Origin of the sequence: Streptomyces sp. NPDC018026 (assembly GCF_044327745.1) — a bacterium.
GTDB classification, from domain to species: Bacteria; Actinomycetota; Actinomycetes; order Streptomycetales; family Streptomycetaceae; genus Streptomyces; species Streptomyces rubrogriseus.
Genome location: NZ_JBIRFY010000005.1, coordinates 317267 through 333457, shown reverse-complemented (window position 1 = coordinate 333457; position 16191 = coordinate 317267). Strand labels below are relative to the sequence as shown.

At 72.0% G+C, this 16191-nt stretch carries 13 protein-coding genes; 7 read left to right on the top strand and 6 right to left on the bottom strand.

The features are described 5' to 3' along the window. Window positions 1–60: 60 nt before the first annotated feature. The 3 genes from ACH4D3_RS18695 to ACH4D3_RS18685 all read right to left on the bottom strand — a co-directional run bounded on the left by ACH4D3_RS18695 (window position 61) and on the right by ACH4D3_RS18685 (window position 4424). Window positions 61–1614, bottom strand: a complete 1554-nt coding sequence (locus ACH4D3_RS18695; protein WP_398323320.1) for an FMN-binding glutamate synthase family protein — start codon at window positions 1612–1614, stop codon at window positions 61–63. 169 nt (window positions 1615–1783) lie between these two features. Then, complete coding sequence (locus ACH4D3_RS18690; protein WP_398323318.1) at window positions 1784–2503, bottom strand: dienelactone hydrolase family protein; 720 nt, start codon at window positions 2501–2503, stop codon at window positions 1784–1786. 97 nt (window positions 2504–2600) lie between these two features. Beyond that, window positions 2601–4424: a sigma-54-dependent Fis family transcriptional regulator gene (locus ACH4D3_RS18685; RefSeq protein WP_398323316.1), complete on the bottom strand. Its 1824-nt coding sequence runs from the start codon at window positions 4422–4424 to the stop codon at window positions 2601–2603. Window positions 4425–4650: 226 nt separating this feature from the next. Between ACH4D3_RS18685 and ACH4D3_RS18680 the strand changes: the two genes are divergently transcribed. From ACH4D3_RS18680 to ACH4D3_RS18660, 5 genes are all read left to right on the top strand, one after another. Beyond that, window positions 4651–5448, top strand: a complete 798-nt coding sequence (locus ACH4D3_RS18680) for an acetoin reductase (protein WP_398323314.1) — start codon at window positions 4651–4653, stop codon at window positions 5446–5448. 86 nt (window positions 5449–5534) lie between these two features. Next, a complete protein-coding gene (locus ACH4D3_RS18675) occupies window positions 5535–6536 on the top strand; it encodes an amidohydrolase family protein (RefSeq protein WP_398323313.1) in 1002 nt (333 codons plus the stop codon). Between the two features lies 1 nt (window position 6537). Beyond that, window positions 6538–7347: an iron-sulfur cluster assembly protein gene (locus ACH4D3_RS18670; RefSeq protein WP_398323311.1), complete on the top strand. Its 810-nt coding sequence runs from the start codon at window positions 6538–6540 to the stop codon at window positions 7345–7347. Beyond that, on the top strand, window positions 7344–8369 hold the full coding sequence (locus ACH4D3_RS18665) for an NAD(P)-dependent alcohol dehydrogenase (protein ID WP_398323309.1): 1026 nt from the start codon (window positions 7344–7346) through the stop codon (window positions 8367–8369). Before ACH4D3_RS18670 ends, ACH4D3_RS18665 begins: the two co-directional genes overlap by 4 nt. Window positions 8370–8421: 52 nt before the next feature. Continuing rightward, window positions 8422–8751: a putative quinol monooxygenase gene (locus ACH4D3_RS18660; RefSeq protein ID WP_398323307.1), complete on the top strand. Its 330-nt coding sequence runs from the start codon at window positions 8422–8424 to the stop codon at window positions 8749–8751. 79 nt (window positions 8752–8830) lie between these two features. Here the strand turns inward: ACH4D3_RS18660 and ACH4D3_RS18655 are convergent, their stop codons facing one another. After that, complete coding sequence (locus ACH4D3_RS18655; RefSeq protein ID WP_398323617.1) at window positions 8831–9358, bottom strand: sugar O-acetyltransferase; 528 nt, start codon at window positions 9356–9358, stop codon at window positions 8831–8833. A 113-nt stretch (window positions 9359–9471) separates the two neighbouring features. Here ACH4D3_RS18655 and ACH4D3_RS18650 point away from each other — a divergent pair, with 113 nt between their 5' ends. Then, window positions 9472–10401, top strand: a complete 930-nt coding sequence (locus ACH4D3_RS18650; protein WP_398323305.1) for a LysR family transcriptional regulator — start codon at window positions 9472–9474, stop codon at window positions 10399–10401. A gap of 77 nt (window positions 10402–10478) precedes the next feature. On the opposite strand, the gene ACH4D3_RS18645 is transcribed toward ACH4D3_RS18650, so the two are convergent. After that, a complete protein-coding gene (locus tag ACH4D3_RS18645; protein ID WP_398323303.1) occupies window positions 10479–11210 on the bottom strand; it encodes a sigma factor in 732 nt (243 codons plus the stop codon). Window positions 11211–11403: 193 nt separating this feature from the next. Continuing rightward, complete coding sequence (locus ACH4D3_RS18640) at window positions 11404–14217, bottom strand: AAA family ATPase (RefSeq protein WP_398323301.1); 2814 nt, start codon at window positions 14215–14217, stop codon at window positions 11404–11406. A 228-nt stretch (window positions 14218–14445) separates the two neighbouring features. Here ACH4D3_RS18640 and ACH4D3_RS18635 point away from each other — a divergent pair, with 228 nt between their 5' ends. After that, window positions 14446–16185, top strand: a complete 1740-nt coding sequence (locus tag ACH4D3_RS18635) for an FAD-binding protein (protein ID WP_398323299.1) — start codon at window positions 14446–14448, stop codon at window positions 16183–16185. Window positions 16186–16191 lie beyond the last annotated feature (6 nt).

Sequence of the window (16191 nt, the reverse complement as noted above, 5' to 3'; positions counted from 1 at the left end):
GGCGATGACGGCCCTTCGTGGTACGCGCTGTGCGTTTCGGCGGGGTGCCGGCCCGACCGGTCAGGGACGGACGTCCCCGAGGGTGCCCGGCCCCGCGGTGAGCAGTGCGGTGATCCCGTCGGCCAGGTGCGGGCCGAGTTCGCCCCAGCCGTCCTTGTAGCCGTAGACGGCGGCCAGGGTACGGGCGTCGTAGTCGCCGTTGAGGATCTCGATGTCCGTGGGCGTGATGAGCCCCGGGTGGGCGACACCGACGGCCGCCGAGAGCTTCGTCAGCTCCTTGCGCAGGGTGCGCAGATACACGGCGGCGCGGGTGGCCTTCGACTCCGGGTCGAGCCCACGGGCCAGCCACGGGCTCTGGGTGGCGACACCCGTGGGGCACTTGTCGGTGTGGCACCTCTGCGACTGGATGCAGCCGATGGACAGCATCGCCTCACGGCCGACATTGATCATGTCGGCGCCGAGGGCGAAGGCGACCGCGGCGTTGTCGGGCAGGCCGAGCTTGCCGGAGCCGATGAACGTCAGGTCGTCGGTCAGTCCCAGCTCGGCGAAGGTGCCGTAGACGCGGGAGAAGCCCATCCGGAAGGGCAGCGACACCGAGTCCGTGAAGGTGAGCGGCGCCGCCCCGGTGCCGCCCTCGCCGCCGTCGATCGTCACGAAGTCGACGCCGCGGTCGCCACGCGCCATCAGCGTCGCCAGCTCGTGCCAGAACTCCATCTCCCCCACCGCGCTCTTGATGCCTACCGGCACACCCGTCTCGGCGGCGATCAGTTCGACGAAGTCCAGCATCGAGTCGACGTCGCCGAACGCGGTGTGGCGCGACGGGGAGGCGCAGTCCTTGCCCTGGGGGATGCCGCGGATCTCGGCGATCTCCGGGGTGACCTTCGCGCCGGGCAGCATCCCGCCCAGGCCCGGCTTGGCACCCTGGGAGAGCTTGATCTCTATCGCCTTGACCGGGGCGCCCGCGACCACGTCCTTGAGCCTGGCGAGGTCGAAGTCGCCGTTCTCGTCACGGCAGCCGAAGTACGCCGTGCCGATCTGGAGGACGAGGTCGGCGCCGTTGCGGTGGTAGGGGGACAGTCCGCCCTCGCCCGTGTTCTGCATCGTCCCGGCCAGCGCCGCCCCCTTGTTGAGAGCCGTGACCGCGGCGCCGGAGAGGGACCCGAAGCTCATCGCCGAGATGTTCACCACGCTGTCCGGCCGGAACGCCTTGGCCCGGCCGCGCGGTCCCCCCAGGACCTTGGCGGACGGCACGGCATCGGGGAGGTCCGGCCGGCCGTGCGACTCGGGGAGGCTGCGGGCGAACGTGCGCTGCTTCACGTACGCGCGTCCCTGCACGTGCTCGACGTCGACGTCGGTGCCGAATCCGAAGTAGTTGTTCTCCTCCTTGGCCGACGCGTAGATCCAGGTGCGCTGGTCACGGCTGAAGGGGCGCTCCTCCTCGTTCGAGGTCACGATGTACTGCCGCAGCTCCGGCCCGATGGTCTCCAGCAGGTACCGGGCATGTCCGACCAGCGGGAAGTTGCGCAGCAGCGCGTGCTTCTTCTGGACGAGGTCTCGGGCGGCCACCAGGGCCAGTGCCGCTGCGGTGGCGGTGCCGATGCTCCGGGCGCGCATGATTCTTCCCCCTTGTCGACGGCCGGTCGCCCGCCCCGGCGGTGGACGTCGTCCTGCCGTGTGGGGCAGCGGTGCACGGCCGACGTCGTGTCGGTGTCCGTTGCGGAACGCAGTGCGATGTTAGGCGGTGGACGAGAGGAGACGCGGCCGGGGGGTGGCGCCGACATGCTTACCTGGGCAGGCATTCGGCGAGCAGGTCGACGACGTCGCGCCAGGCGCGCCGCGCGTGCCGTGGGTGGTGGCCGACGCCGGGGACCGTGGGGTGGTCGACCGGCGGGTGGTGGAAGGCGTGCAGGGCGCCGCCGTAGACCGTGAGGCGCCAGTCGACGCCCGCGGCCTGCAGCTCGGCGGTGAACGCGTTCCGTTGCGCGGGCGGCATGATCGGGTCCTCCGACCCGACGCCGGCCCACACCGGGCAGCGGATGCGCTCCGCCTCGCCGGGTCGGCCCGTGGTCAGCGCGTTGACCGTCCCGATCGCGCGCAGGTCGACGCCATCACGCCCGAGTTCCAGCCCGATGGCGCCCCCGGTGCCGTAGCCGACGGCGGCGATCCGGTCGGGGTCGGTCCGCGGTTCGGTGCGCAACACGTCGAGCGCCGCACGGCCGATGCCCCGCATCCGGTCGGGGTCGGCGAGCAGTGGCATGCAACGGGCCAGCATCTCCTCGGGGTCACCCAGATAGCGCCCGCCGTGCAGGTCGAAGGCCAGCACCGCGTATCCCAGCTCGGCGAGAGCGTCGGCCCGTCCGCGCTCGACGTCGCTGAGCCCCATGCCCTCCGGTCCGAGCAGCACCGCGGGTCGGCGGTCGGCACCGGCCGGGAGCGCGAGGTACCCGGTCATCGTCAAACCGTCGGCCGGGTACTCGACCTCACGCGTCGTGATCGTCGTCATGAGACGGGACTGTAGTGATGGTCGAGCCCGGTCCGGCCGGTCTTCTGCCACCGGCAGAACTCGGCCTCGCCGGTCCGGCCGTTGGCGCGGGCCCGCGTCAGCCCCGGGCGGGGAGGGTGATGCCGTAGGCCCGCATCTTGCGGTAGATCGTCGTACGGGAGATGCCCAGCCGCTGGGCGGCGAGCAGTTTGTTGCCGTCCGCCTCCAGGAGCGCCTGGACCAGGGTGTCGCGCTCGGACGCCTCCCAGACGCTCAAGGACCGGCTGCCCGCGCTGTGCAGGGACGGCGGCAGGTCGCCGAACTCGATCCGGTACGTACGGCGGGCTGCGGCGGCCTTGCTCAGGACGAGGCTCAGTTCGCGGACGTTGCCGGGCCAGTCGTGCCGGCGCAGCGGCGGCAGCACCTCCGGTGCGCACTCCACACCACCACCGATGCGCCGCAGCAGGCAGTCGACCAGCGCCGGGAGGTCGGTGAGGCGGTGCCGCAGGGCGGGCACCGCCGCCGCTTCCAGGAAGCAGTGCCTGAGCGGCTCCGGCATGCCCGCCGCGCGCCGCACGGTGCCGACCACCCAGGTGCCCCGGGCCGCCGCCGAGTCCAGTGCTTCGGCGACGGCGGCTCCGTCCTCGGGGGTCACCTCGTCGGCGTTGCGCAGGATCAGGGCGCGGCCCGGTCCGGCGGGCACCGCGCGCAGGGCGGCTGCCGGGCCGCCCCCGGCGTGCGGGGTGCCGGGGGCGGCGGCGTCCACGACGACGGGCGCCCAGGACGCCCCCGTCAGCGCGTGCGCGGCACGGACCAGGCCGGCCTTGCCGGTGCCGGTCTCGCCGTGGAGCAGGAGCGGGGTGCGGTCCCGTGCGCAGCGCGTGACCGTGCGGGAGGCCGAGTTCCAGGCCGGGTCCGTCCCCGCCAGACCCGGCAGCGGCCAGGGCCCGGTCACGCTGCCCTTCGCGCGGGAGCCATGGCGGATTCCGGTACGGGAGCCCGTATTGGCGCCGGGGGCGTCGGCGGGGCGGTCCGTGAAGGCCAGCTCCAGCAGGTATCCGGCCGCGCCCGCGGAGCTGTCGACCTGCCGGCAGCGCATCAGGACGCTCTCGCCGCCGGTCAGCCGCACCTCCCTGCGGGTGCGGGGTGCGTGCCCGAACTCGGCGGCGGCCTCGTGCAGCAGTCGGTGGTCGTCGCCGGTGAGCCTCGCCGAGGCGGCGGTGTTGGCGAGCACGAGGTCCTGCCCGAGGCAGAGCACCGGCCGGTCTCCGTAGTGGGTGACCTGCTGGAACGCCTCCAGCAGGGCGCGCTGGTGCGCGCTGCTGAACTCGTACATCACGCGTTCGATGTCTTCGACGGCTTCCTGCACGAGGGCCGCCATGAGGGGGCGTGCCGGACCGTTCCAGCAGGTCAGGTTCATGGCTCCCTCGACCCGCCCGGTGACCGTGTTGCGGATCGGGGCCGCCGCGCAGGAGACGCTCTGCAGGCGTTCGTTGAAGTGCTCGGTGCCCAGGACCACGTTGGGCCGGCGTTCCTCCAGCGCGACCCCGATGCCGTTCGTGCCGACGAACTGTTCGGCGTAGTTGAAGCCGGGTGCCAGGTGCACCCGGTCCAGGTGCGCCGAGAGCCGCTTCTCCCCGACGCGGCGGTCGCGCACCCAGCCGTTGCGGTCCGTCACGATCACACTGGCGTCCGAACCCGCCAGTGCCTGTTCCAGCCGGTCCAGGACCGGTGTGGCGGCGCGTACCAGGCGGCTCTCCCGGTCGTAGTCCGGCTGGTACGGGACGACCACCTCGTCCGTGCCGATCCCCAGGTACTTGGAACGCTGCCAGGAGTTGAGGATGCCCTCGGGCACGACCGCCGCAGGCAGTTCCGCGTTCTGAAGGAACTTCAGGCGTGCTCGCGCGATGGTTCGGTCGCGCGCTGTGCTGTCACTGAGCATGGCGCCCCTCCGGTGAGCGTGTTTCCGCCATATTACGAACGCGTTTGCACCTGTCAACGGGTCGTTCGGTGGGGCTTTTCCCGGCGTTCGCGGTCCTCCGATCAGGGGCCGGCCGGGTGTGTTCCACATTGAAAAAGTCGACGGCGTCCGCCGCCCGCACGCTGTTGGGCAGCACCGCACGAGAGCGCGGAGGCTCCGCGCCGAGCAGTCGAACCCTGGAGGACCCATGACTTCCGTCGACAACGCCGTCCCCCGTATCGCCGTCGTCACCGGCGCGGCCCGGGGCATCGGCCGCGGCATCGCGGAGCGGCTGGCCGAGGACGGTCTCGACGTGGTCGTCGCCGACCTCCCCGGCATGGCCGAGGAGTTGAGCGCGGTGGCGGCCGGCATCGAGAAGACGGGCCGCCGGGCCCTCGCCGTGCACGCCGACGTGACCAGCAAGGAACAGACCGACGCACTCGTCGCGGCGGCGGCGGACCGCTTCGGCCGGGTCGACGTCTACGTGGCCAACGCCGGTATCGCCCGGGTGACCCCGCTGCTGGAGACCGACCTCGACGAGTTCGAGCAGGTCATGGCGGTGAACCTGCGCGGTGTCTTCCTCTCCTACCAGGCCGCCGCGCGGCAGATGATCGCCCAGGGCGGCGGCGGCAAGATCATCGGTGCCGCCTCGATCGTCGCGCACCGCCCCTTCGCGCTGCTCGGCGCCTACTCGGCGTCGAAGTGGGGCGTACGCGGGCTGACCCAGGCCGCGGCGATGGAGTGGGCGCGCCACGGCATCACCGTCAACGCGTACTGCCCGGGCATCGTCGGCACCGACATGTGGGACCTGATCGACGAGCGGCTGGCCGAGGAGGCGGGCATCCAGAAGGGCCAGGCCATCAGGAAGCACGCGGAGGCGATCGCGCTCGGCCGGGTCGAAGAGCCCGCCGACGTCGCGTCCTTCGTCTCCTACCTGGCCTCGCGGGACTCGGACTACATGACCGGCCAGTCGGTGATGATCGACGGCGGCATCCAGTTCGCCTGACCCGCGCCGTCGAGCCTGCCGACCCACGACCCGCACCGTCGAACGCCGGCTCGGCCCACCACCCACCGCGAACCGAGGAGCAACCGATGTATTCCAAGGACGGCGAGAACTACTTCGTCGTGGACGCGCACGTCGCCCTGTGGGACGCACGCCCCGACAACCAGCGCAACATCCACGGCAAGCAGTTCATCGACTGCTTCTACGACTACCACCGCAACCTGAGCCCGGCGTCGGAGCTCTGGCCGTACGAGGACTTCCTGTACCAGGGCGGCGAGCGGCTTATGAAGGACCTGTTCACCGACGGGTACGTCGACCACGCGATCTTCCAGCCGGCGCATCTCGGGGCGTTCTACAACACCGGCTTCGGCCAGACCGAGGAGGCCTTCGCGCTCACCCGGAAGCACCCCGGCAAGCTCACCTACAACCACTGCTTCGACCCGCGTTTCGAGGAGGCGGGCCTCAGGCAACTGCGCGAGGACGCCGCCCGCTTCGGCCTGAAGGGCGTCAAGCTCTACACCGCCGAGTGGAAGGGCGACTCCCGCGGCTACAAGCTCAGCGACCCGTGGACGTACCGCTATCTGGACGCCTGCCGGGAGCTGGGCATCAAGAACATCCACATCCACAAGGGCCCCACCATCCGGCCGCTGGACCGGGACGCCTTCGACGTGGCCGACGTCGACGCGGCAGCCAGCGACTTCACCGACCTCAACTTCGTGGTCGAGCACTGCGGTCTGCCCCGCCTCGAGGACTTCTGCTGGATCGCCACCCAGGAGCCCAACGTGCACGCGGGGCTCGCCGTCGCGATCCCGTTCATGCACACCCGGCCCCGCTACTTCGCGCAGATCATCGGCGAGCTGCTGTACTGGCTGGACGAGGACCGCGTCCAGTTCTCCAGCGACTACGCGCTGTGGACGCCCAGGTGGATCGTCGAGCGGTTCGTCGACTTCCAGATCCCCGACGACATGACGGGCGAGTACCCGCAGCTCACCGTCGCCCAGAAGAAGAAGATCCTCGGGCTGAACGCGGCCGCCATGTACGACATCGAGGTCCCGGCCGGGCTGGGCCTCCCCGAGCCGGCGGTGGTCTGACGTGTGGGCCGCGCAACTCGAGGTGGCGGCGCGCGCGGCGCTCGACACCGTGTACGACCCCGAGCTGGACGAGCCCGTCACCGACCTCGGCTTCGTGCGCTCGCTGACCGCCGAGGACGGCCGCGTCACCGTGCACCTGCGGCTGCCGACCTCGTTCTGCTCGCCGAACTTCGCCTATCTCATGGCCTCCGACGCCAAGGACGCGCTCAGCGCCCTGCCCGGTGCCCGGGAGGTCACGGTCCTGCTCGACGACCACCACGACTCCGATCTGATCAACCGGGGGCTGGCCGCCGACGCCGGGTACCGCGGCACCTTCGGCCACGAGGCGGAGCAGGACCTGGAGGAACTGCGGGGCATCTTCCGGCGCAAGGCGCACACCGCCGCGATGGAACGGGCGCTCACGGCGCTGCTGCGCGCCCGGCCCGCGCTGGCCGAGGACCAGCTCGGCGACGTCGTCCTCGGCGACCTGCCGGACACCGCCGCCACCCGGGCGCTGCTGCGCCGCCGTGCCGCCCTGGGGCTCGGCACCGCCCCTGCCGACCCGGCGCTCGTGGACGACGACGGCCGGCCCTTCGCTCCGGACGAGATCCCGCTGCGTCTGCGGTTCGCCCGCTCCGTGCGCATCTCGGTCGACGGCAACGCCCACTTCTGCCGGGGCCTGCTGCGCACCCGGTACCCGCAGTCCGCGGCCGACCAGTCCGCGCGCCCGGAGGAATTCCCGGCGGGCGGGAAACCCGTAGGGGCCGGGGAACCCGTACCCGCGGGTGAGCTCTTCCGGCTCTCCGCTCCAGCGAAGGAGAACATGTCGTGAAAGCAGTCCAGGTGGTGGGATACGGCAAGAACCTCGAAATGGCCGAGGTCCCGGCCCCCGAGGTCACCGGCCCGTACGACGTGGTCGTCAGGATCGGCGGCGCCGGGGTGTGCCGTACCGACATCCACATCCTGGAGGGGCAGTGGGCCGAGAAGTCGGGGGTGGAGCTGCCCTACACGATCGGTCACGAGAACGCCGGGTGGGTCCACGCGGTCGGCAGCGCCGTCACCAACGTGTCCGAGGGCGACAAGGTCATCGTGCACCCGCTGATCACCTGCGGGCTGTGCCGCGCGTGCCGGGCCGGTGACGATGTGCACTGCGAGAACAACCGGTTCCCGGGCATCGACACCGCGGGCGGTTACGCCGAGTACCTGAAGACCTCCGCGCGCAGTGTCGTACGGCTCGACGACTCGCTCGAACCGGCGGACGTCGCCGCTCTCGCCGACGCGGGCCTCACGGCGTACCACGCGGCAGCCAAGGCGGCCCGGAGACTCCGGCCGGGCGACCGCTGCGTCGTGATCGGCGCGGGCGGTCTCGGGCACATCGGCATCCAGGTGCTGGGGGCCCTCACCGCCGCCGAGATCGTCGTCGTCGACCGCAACCCCGACGCGGTCGACCTGGCCGTCTCCCTCGGGGCCGACCACGGTGTCCTCGCCGACGGCGGCCACGTGGACCGGGTGCGCGAGCTGACCGGCGGGCACGGTGCGGAGGCGGTGATCGACTTCGTCGGTGAGGGCGGCTCCACCGGGGACGGCATCGGCATGCTGCGCCAGGCCGGCGACTACCACGTGGTCGGCTACGGCGAGAACATCGACGTCCCCACCATCGACGTCGTCTCCGCCGAGATCAACTTCATCGGCAATCTCGTCGGTTCCTACAACGACCTGTGCGAGCTGATGGTCCTCGCGGCGCGGGGACGCGTGCGCCTGCACACCGCCAAGTACTCTCTCGACCGTTTCCAGGACGCCTTGGACGACCTGGACGGCGGCCGCATCCGGGGCCGCGCGATCCTTGTTCCGTGACCCGGCCCCGGGTGACGGAACCCGAAGAACGAACAGCGAAGGAAGCAACGTCTTGATCTTCATCACCGCGAAGTTCCGTGTCCGCCCCGAACATGCCGACCAATGGCCGCAGGTGGTGGCGGAGTTCACCCGCGCGACGCGGGCCGAACCGGGATGCCTGTGGTTCGACTGGTCCCGCAGCCTCGACGACCCGACCGAGTACGTCCTCGTGGAAGCCTTCCGGGACGAGGAGGCCGGTGCGGCCCACGTGGGCTCGGCGCATTTCGAGGCGGCCCGGCAGACGCTGCCGCCCCACCTCGCGACGACCCCCAGGATCGTCAACGCCATCGTGCCCCAGGACGACTGGTCGCCGCTCGGCGAGATGGCGGTCGACGCGGGCTGACGCCGGCGAACATGACAAAGGGGCGACAGCCGGTCGTACGGCTGTCGCCCCCGCGGCCGGTCCGGCGGCCCGGCCGAGGTCAGCCGATCTGCTTGATCACCCGGGCCGGCACTCCGGCGACGACGGTGCCTGCGGGGACATCACGTGTGACCACCGCACCGGCAGCCACCACCGCACCCGCGCCGATGGTCACGCCCTGCGTGATCACGGCGGCGGTCCCGATCCAGACGTCGTCCTCGACGACGATCGGGGCGAAGGAGAGGTGCGCGCGGCGCTCGGCCAGGGGCAGCGGATGGCCCCCGGTGATGAGGCTGACCTTCGGGGCGATCATGACTCCGTTCCCGATACGGATGCCTCCCTTGTCCATGAAGGTGCATCCCTGATTGACGAAGACGTTCTCCCCGAACGTCGTGTTCAGCCCGTACTCGGTGAAGAACGGTGGGTAGATCGTCACCGATTCCGGCAGCGGACCTCCGAACACAACGGAAAGTAGTTCCGCACGACGTTCACTGTCGCTGAACGGAAGCACGTTCAGCCGAGACGTCACATCGGTCACCTCCACGATCCGCTCGGCATGACGCGCGAACTCGGGCGTATGGACATACATGATCTGTTCTGTGCGGGTGGACATGGGCCGATCCCACCACCGCGCGGAACCTTCGATCAAACAACCCTCGCCGCGCCAGATACAACCCACAGTTGTGTAAGTAGGCTGAAGGCGTGGATGTGGAAGCGCTACGGACGTTCGTGGTCGTCGCTGAGACCGGTCAGTTCCAGGCCGCCGCCGACGAGCTGGGGATCAGCCAGCAGGCGGTCTCCAAGCGGATCGCGGCCCTGGAGAGGCATGTCGCGGTCACGCTGCTGGTGCGAAGCTCCCGAGGCTCCCGGCTGAGCCTGGACGGGCAGGTCTTCCTGCCGCACGCCAAGAAGGTCCTGACGGCCATCGAGCAGGCCGAGCGGGCCGTCAACCCGGGGAGCCGCCCGTTGCGCGTCGATGTCCTCAATCGGCGTATCTCTCCGGCCCAGGCCGTCTACCGGTTCTACCGCTCCCGCCCCGAGACGGACCTGGACGCGGTCACGCTGGACAAGGAGAACGCCGCACAGGCGGCCAGGGCGGTGCTCGAAGGGACGGTCGACGCGTCCTTCCGTGCCTTGCCGGCGGACCAGGTCCCGACCGGGATCAGTGCCGAACGACTCCTGGACGAACCCCTGGAACTGCTGGTCGGCCCCGGCCACCCGCTGGCCGACAGACCCCGGATCAGCCCGGTGGACCTGGCGGGCCACCGCATCTGGATCCCCGGGATCAGGCCGGGCACCGAGTGGGCCGCGTTCTACCAGGCACTGTCCGAGGCCTTCGGCCTGAGCGTCGACGCGCTCGGCCCCGACTTCGGCGACGAGGCCCTGATGGACTCGCTGGCCGACTCGGCCTCACTGGCCACCCTCGTCGGGCGGGGAGACCGGTACGTGTGGCCCCGAAACCACGACCTTCGGCGCATCCCGTTGCACGACCCGACCCCGGTGTACCCGCACGTGCTGCTGTTCCGCACCGGAGACCGGCACCCCGTGCTGACCGCGCTGCGTGACCACCTGCGCAACACAGCCCCGCGCACCCCGCACGACACGTGGACGCCGGACTGGGCAGAGCACTGACCGCGCATCTCCCCGAGGTGTACGGAAGCCCGGCGCGAGCTCACCGGGGTGCTGGACGGTGCCGGCGACGAGCGCTCTCACACGGTGTGCGAGACGGGTAGGTGTTCGCGGCCGGGGGGTGGGGCCGCCGGTGGTGCGTGGTGCGCCTGGTCCTCGGGCGTGAGAAGCCGCATCAGATCCGTCAGGTCTCCGGTACCGGCCGCGGTGCGGAAGGCGACGACGAGACGACGGTGCGACTCGGCGGGGACCGGCCGCTCACGTCCGCGCTCCAGGCGGGCCTGCGCGCGGTGGACCATCACCCGAGCGTTCGGGGTGCTGATCCGGAGCAGGGCCGCGAGTTCCGCGTAGGCGTAGCCGAAGCCCTTGCGCAGCACGTACGCGGCCAGCCGGTCCGGGGTCAGTTTCGCCATGAGCAGGGCCAGGGCGCCCTCGACGGCCGCGGTCCGCTCGGCGCTCAGCACGGGGTCCGGGGCGGTCCGGTCACCGAGGTCGGCCAACTGCGGTTCCGCCGGGATCTCGTGGCGGTGCCGGGCGGACTGTACGACGTTGAGTGACAGGCGGTTGGTGACCGTCACCAGGAACGCGGTCGGGTTGTCGATCTCCGCCCGGTGGGTGAGCTGCCAGCGCAGCCAGGCCTCCTGGACCACGTCCTCGGCTCCCGTGACGTCGCCGAGGATGCGGTAGGCGATGCGGAACAGCCGTGGTCGCTGGGACAGGAAGACAGCGAGGGCGCTGTCCAGGTCTCCGTCGGCCGGGTGGGCGGCCGAGGTGGCGGTGTGCGGCGTCGGGTCCGGGCCGGGCGCGGGCATCGGGAACTCCTCGTCGTGGACGGGCGCCCGTCGTGGGGCAGTGGTTCCACCCTTGCTGCGGGGGGCCGTTCGCCGCGCCCTTGATCCGCGTGGCCGAGTCCGTGGTGCCACGTGCGGAACCCGTGGGGTCCGCGTGGGGAGTCCGTGGGTCAACGAGGGGTATGCGACCGCGTCCGGAAGACCGCGCCGGCTGTCAGGCGGTGCGCGGCGCGTCCTGGTCCCAGGACTCCTCTGCCGGGGTGTTCGCCAGGGCCGCCGGCAGCGCGCGGCGTGAGTTGATGCCGAGCTTCGTGTACACCTTGCGCAGGTGCCACTCGACGGTGTGGGGGCTGATGAACAGTTCGGCGCCGATCCGCGCGTTCGTCATGCCGCCCGAGGCGAGCGTCGCGACCTGCGACTCCTGCGGGGTGAGGGCACTGACCGGCTTCTTCTCCCGCACTCTGACATGCTCGCCGGTGGCGAGCAGTTCGCGTCGGGCCCGTTCGGCGAAGGCGTGGGCGCGCATGCCGTCGAACATCTCGTGGGCCGTCCGCAGCTGCTCCCGGGCCTGGGAACGGCGCTGGTCGCGGCGGAGCCACTCGCCGTACAGCAGGTGGGTGCGGGCCACCTCCACGGTCACACCGCCGCGGCCGAACTCCTCGATCGCGGTCCGGTACAGGCCGTCGGCCTCGTCGCCGTCGGTGAGGAGCGCCCGGCTGCGGGCGGCGGCGCCGCAGGCCCATCCGGAGTCGGCCGCGCGGGTGAGTTCGAGCAGCCGGGTCAGCGAGGCACGGGCCTGGTCCAGCTCGCCGCACCGGGTGGCGGCCTCGACGTGTTCGACCAGTGACAGGCCGGTGAAGTTGAACCCGTCGTGGTCGATGCCCGTGCGCGCGGCGGCCAAGGCCTCCTCGTAGCGTGCCAGCCCGTTGAACAGCACGCCCTGGATATAGCCAGAGGCGCCCAGCAGGGACACCTCGCCGCGCAGTTCGGCCCGTTGCCTGGCCTCGTCGATGATGCCGGCGGCGACATCCGCCTCACCGCGCCACGCGGCCAGGACCAGCGTCGCGTACTGGTGCTGGGCGTGGCCGGTCGCCGCCGCGAGCGCGTCGGCCTCGTCGATCATCCGGCCGGCCTCGGCGAAGTTCCCGTAGTGGATGTGCACCCCGCCGGCGTAGATGAGGGCCGGTGGCAGCGCGCCGAGCGCGCCGATGTCGCGGGCCAGGCGCACGGCCCGGCCGGACAGGGTGTCCCAGGCATGCAGGTCCCAGGCGTAGTGGATGAACGCCTCCAGCGCGACCGGGACCAGCAGCAGCCAGCGCATGGTCGCTTCCCGGGTGCCGAGCTCCTCGTGGGCGAGCAGTTCCAGCGCGCCGCGCAGTGCCGGGACGCCGGTCTCGTACTCTTCGGTGAGCAGTGCGGCCACGCCGTCCAGGAGGAGGTCGGCGGCCTCGGAGCCGGAGGGGGGCGCTCCGGATCCGCGGGCCGCGATCGCGGCGGCGCGGGCGCCGGTCGGACCGTGGACCCGGCCCGCGAAGATGGTGGCGCTGATCGCCTCCAGGTAGGTCTCCCGCGCCAGCGGCGAACCGGCGGCCGTGAACTGTGCGGCGGCCTCCAGGAGCAGGGGCGCCGCCTCGTCGCTGCGGCTGCGGGCGAACAGGATCCTGGCCCGCAGGCGCGCGAGCCTGGCCCGGTCCAAAGTGCCCAGCGGACACAGTTCGGCGACCGTCGCGAGCTCCGTGGCCCGGTCGGGCGCCGCGGCCGAGAAGTGCGCCTCGGCTGCCGCGAGGGCCCGGCGGCCGCGGCGCCGCGGATCCGGTGTCACCTCGGCCGCGCGCTCCAGCAGCACGGCCTCTGCCGCCAGGCCGCCGCGTTGCCGCGCACGGCCGGCGGACTGCTCCAGCCCCGCGGCGACCTCCTCGTCCGGTCCGTCGGCGGCCTGTGCGGCATGCCAGGCGCGCCGGTCGGGGTCGAGGACCGGGTCGGTGGCCTCGGCCAGCGCTCGGTGCGCCGCCCGGCGTTCCTCGGGTTCGGCTCCGTGGTAGACGGCGGAACGGACGAGCGGGTGCCGGAACCGGATGGACTCGCCGAATTCGATCAGGCCGGCCGCCTTGGCCGGCGCGGCGTAGGGGACGATGTCGAGCGAGGCGGCCGCGCGGACCAGCAGGCCCGCGTCGCCGACCGGTTCCGCGGCGGCTATCAGCAGCAGGGTGCGGGTCGCCTCCGGCAGCGCGCCGAGGCGGTCGGCGAAGTCCCGCTCGACCCGGTTGGCGACCGTGCCCCGGGCGGCCGGGTGATTCGACGAGTCCAGCCCGTAGGCCAGCTCGGCGGCGCTGCGGCCGCGGGAGAACTCGAGGAGCGCGAGGGGGTTGCCGTGCATCTCGGTGACGAACCGGTTCCGGACCCGCTTCTCCAGCCGCCCGCCGACGGCGGTTTCCAGGAGCAGTCCGGCGGCGGAGGTGTCGAGGCCGTCGAGCCGCATCGCCGGCAGTCCGGCCAGTGCGGAACGCCCCTCGGGGTCGCGCACCGCGAACGCCATGACGACGGCTTCGGCGAGCAGTCGCCGGGCCACGAACTCCAGGGTCTGCAGGGACACCTGGTCCAGCCACTGGGCGTCGTCGACCAGCACGAGCACGGGCCGGTTCTCCGAGGCCCGGGTGAGCAGGGTGAGTACGGCGAGTCCGACCAGGAAGCGGTCGGGCGGGTCTCCCGCGGCCATCCCGAACGCCACGCGCAGGGCCGCGCGTTGGGGTTCGGGCAGTTCGTCCAGTTCGTCCGTGAAGGGCGCGCACAGCTGGTGCAGACTCGCGTAGGGCAGTTCCATGTCCGCCTCGATGCCGCGGGCCCAGGTCACCGTCGTGCGGGAAGCCTGAGCGGCCACGTACTTCAGGAGCACCGACTTCCCGATACCGGCTTCGCCGCGGATCACCAGTACTCGGGCGCCGCCCTCACGCAGACCGGCCAGCAGGTCGTCGAGTGCCGCGCACTCGCGTCGCCGGCCGACGAGGTCGGGAAGCGGGCTGGCGATCATGCGACGCGACTCCTCGGGAAAAGACAGGGGAGGGACTCCCACCACAGTGTCGGAACGATCGTTGTAACAATACCCAGAACAACCACCACACGGTGTGTTGGGTTCCTGTGACGGACTCCACGTCCCGAAGTGCCGGTCACCTGTCACAAGACGTCCTGCTGTCCGGTCGACCACTGCCGATGGCCCACGCTCGTCCACCGCACGTCCGCTGTTCGCAGGAGGTCCCCCATGTCTTCGCTCGGACACCAGCTCGCCACATCCGTGCTCGTGGTGGGAGCCGGTGGGTCCGGCCTTCGGGCGGCCATCGAGGTCGCGGAGGCCGGAGTCGCGGTCATCGCGGTGGCCAAACGGACGGCCGGGGGCGCGCACCCGGCCGCGCCGTCCGACGGTCCCGTGCGGGCGACGACGACCGACGCGGGCGAGGTGTGGGAAGGGCACGCGGCCGCCACGTTGCGCGAGGGCCGTCTGCTGGCCGATCCCCGCACCGCGCAGATCGTGGCGCGCTACGCGCGGCAGGGGTTCCAGGACGTCGGACGCTACGGAGCGCAGGCGGGCCGTCGGGGACCGGGCGGGCCGGGGGGCCACCGGCCCTGGCACCCCCCGCACCGCCGCGCGGTGTACGGCGACGAGTACACCGGCGCGCAGGTGCGCCGGGCGCTCCGGGCCCGCGCGGCGGAACTGGGCATCCCCGTGCTGACCGGCGTCTACGTCACCCGGCTGCTGGTCGACGACGGATCGGTGTTCGGTGCCTACGGTTTCGGCCTCGCCGACGGCGAACGCTACCTGGTGCACGCCGATGCCGTGATCCTCGCGACCGGCGGACACACACGCATCTGGCGGCGTACGTCCGCGCGGCGCGGCGAGAGCGGCGGGGACGCCTTCCGCCTCGCCGTCGAGGCGGGCGCGCGGTTGCGCGACCCCGAGCTGGTCCAGTTCCATCCCCTGGGGCTGCTCGGGCCGGAGCACGCGGCCGGCACGCCGGTCACCGAGGCGGCCCGCGGTGCGGGCGGGGTCCTGCTGAACAGTCTCGGAGAGCGGTTCATGGCCCGCTACGACGCCGAACGCCTGGAACGGGGCCGCCGGGAGCGGGTCACACTGGCCGCGTACACGGAGATCAAGGCCGGCCGCGGCACCCGGGCCGGCGGTGTCTGGCTCGATCTGTCCCATCTGCCGCGGGAGACCGTGCTGACCCGTCTGCCGCAGTTGCACCAGACGCTGCTGGACGTCCAGACGCTCGACATCACCCGCGATCCGGTCGAGGTGGCGCCTACCGCCCAGTACGCGATGGGCGGCGTCTGGGTACGGCCCGAGGACCACAGCACCGAGGTCAACGGGCTCTTCGTGACCGGGGAGGCCGCCAGCGGCCTGCCCGGTGCGAACCGTGTGGAGGAGAACGCACTGAGTGAACTGCTCGTCTACGGGCGGATCACCGGCCGGGCCGCGGCGGAGTACTCGGCCGGACTCACCGCGCAGCAGCGGTCACCGGCGGCGGTGCGCGCCGCCGAGGCGCAGGTGAACCGGCTGCTGACCGCCGACGGTGACCAGAACGTGCGCACACTGCTCCGGTCGGTGCGGCACCTGATGACGGAGCGCGCCGGTGTCGTGCGCGACGAGGCGGGACTCACCGCCGGGCTCGCGGGACTCGACGAGATCGAGGACCGCATCGAGGGCGTGGGGGTCCACATCGACATCGGCGGCTTCCAGGATCTCGCGTACGCCTACGACCTGCGCTCCGCCGTCGTCGCCGCGCGCGGGACGCTGGAGTGCGCGCGGGAGCGGCGGGAGACCCGCGGCAGTCACCATCGGTCCGACTACCCCGACGTGGACCCGGACCTGACGGTCAACCTGGTGTGGTCCCCGGCGACCGGAGTACGCCGCGAGCCCGTTCCGCCCATTCCGACCGACATCGTCGAGCTGATGGGGGACGTCGCGGCGGACACGGCGTCCCCGGAGTGGTGGGAGGAGTGACCGGAG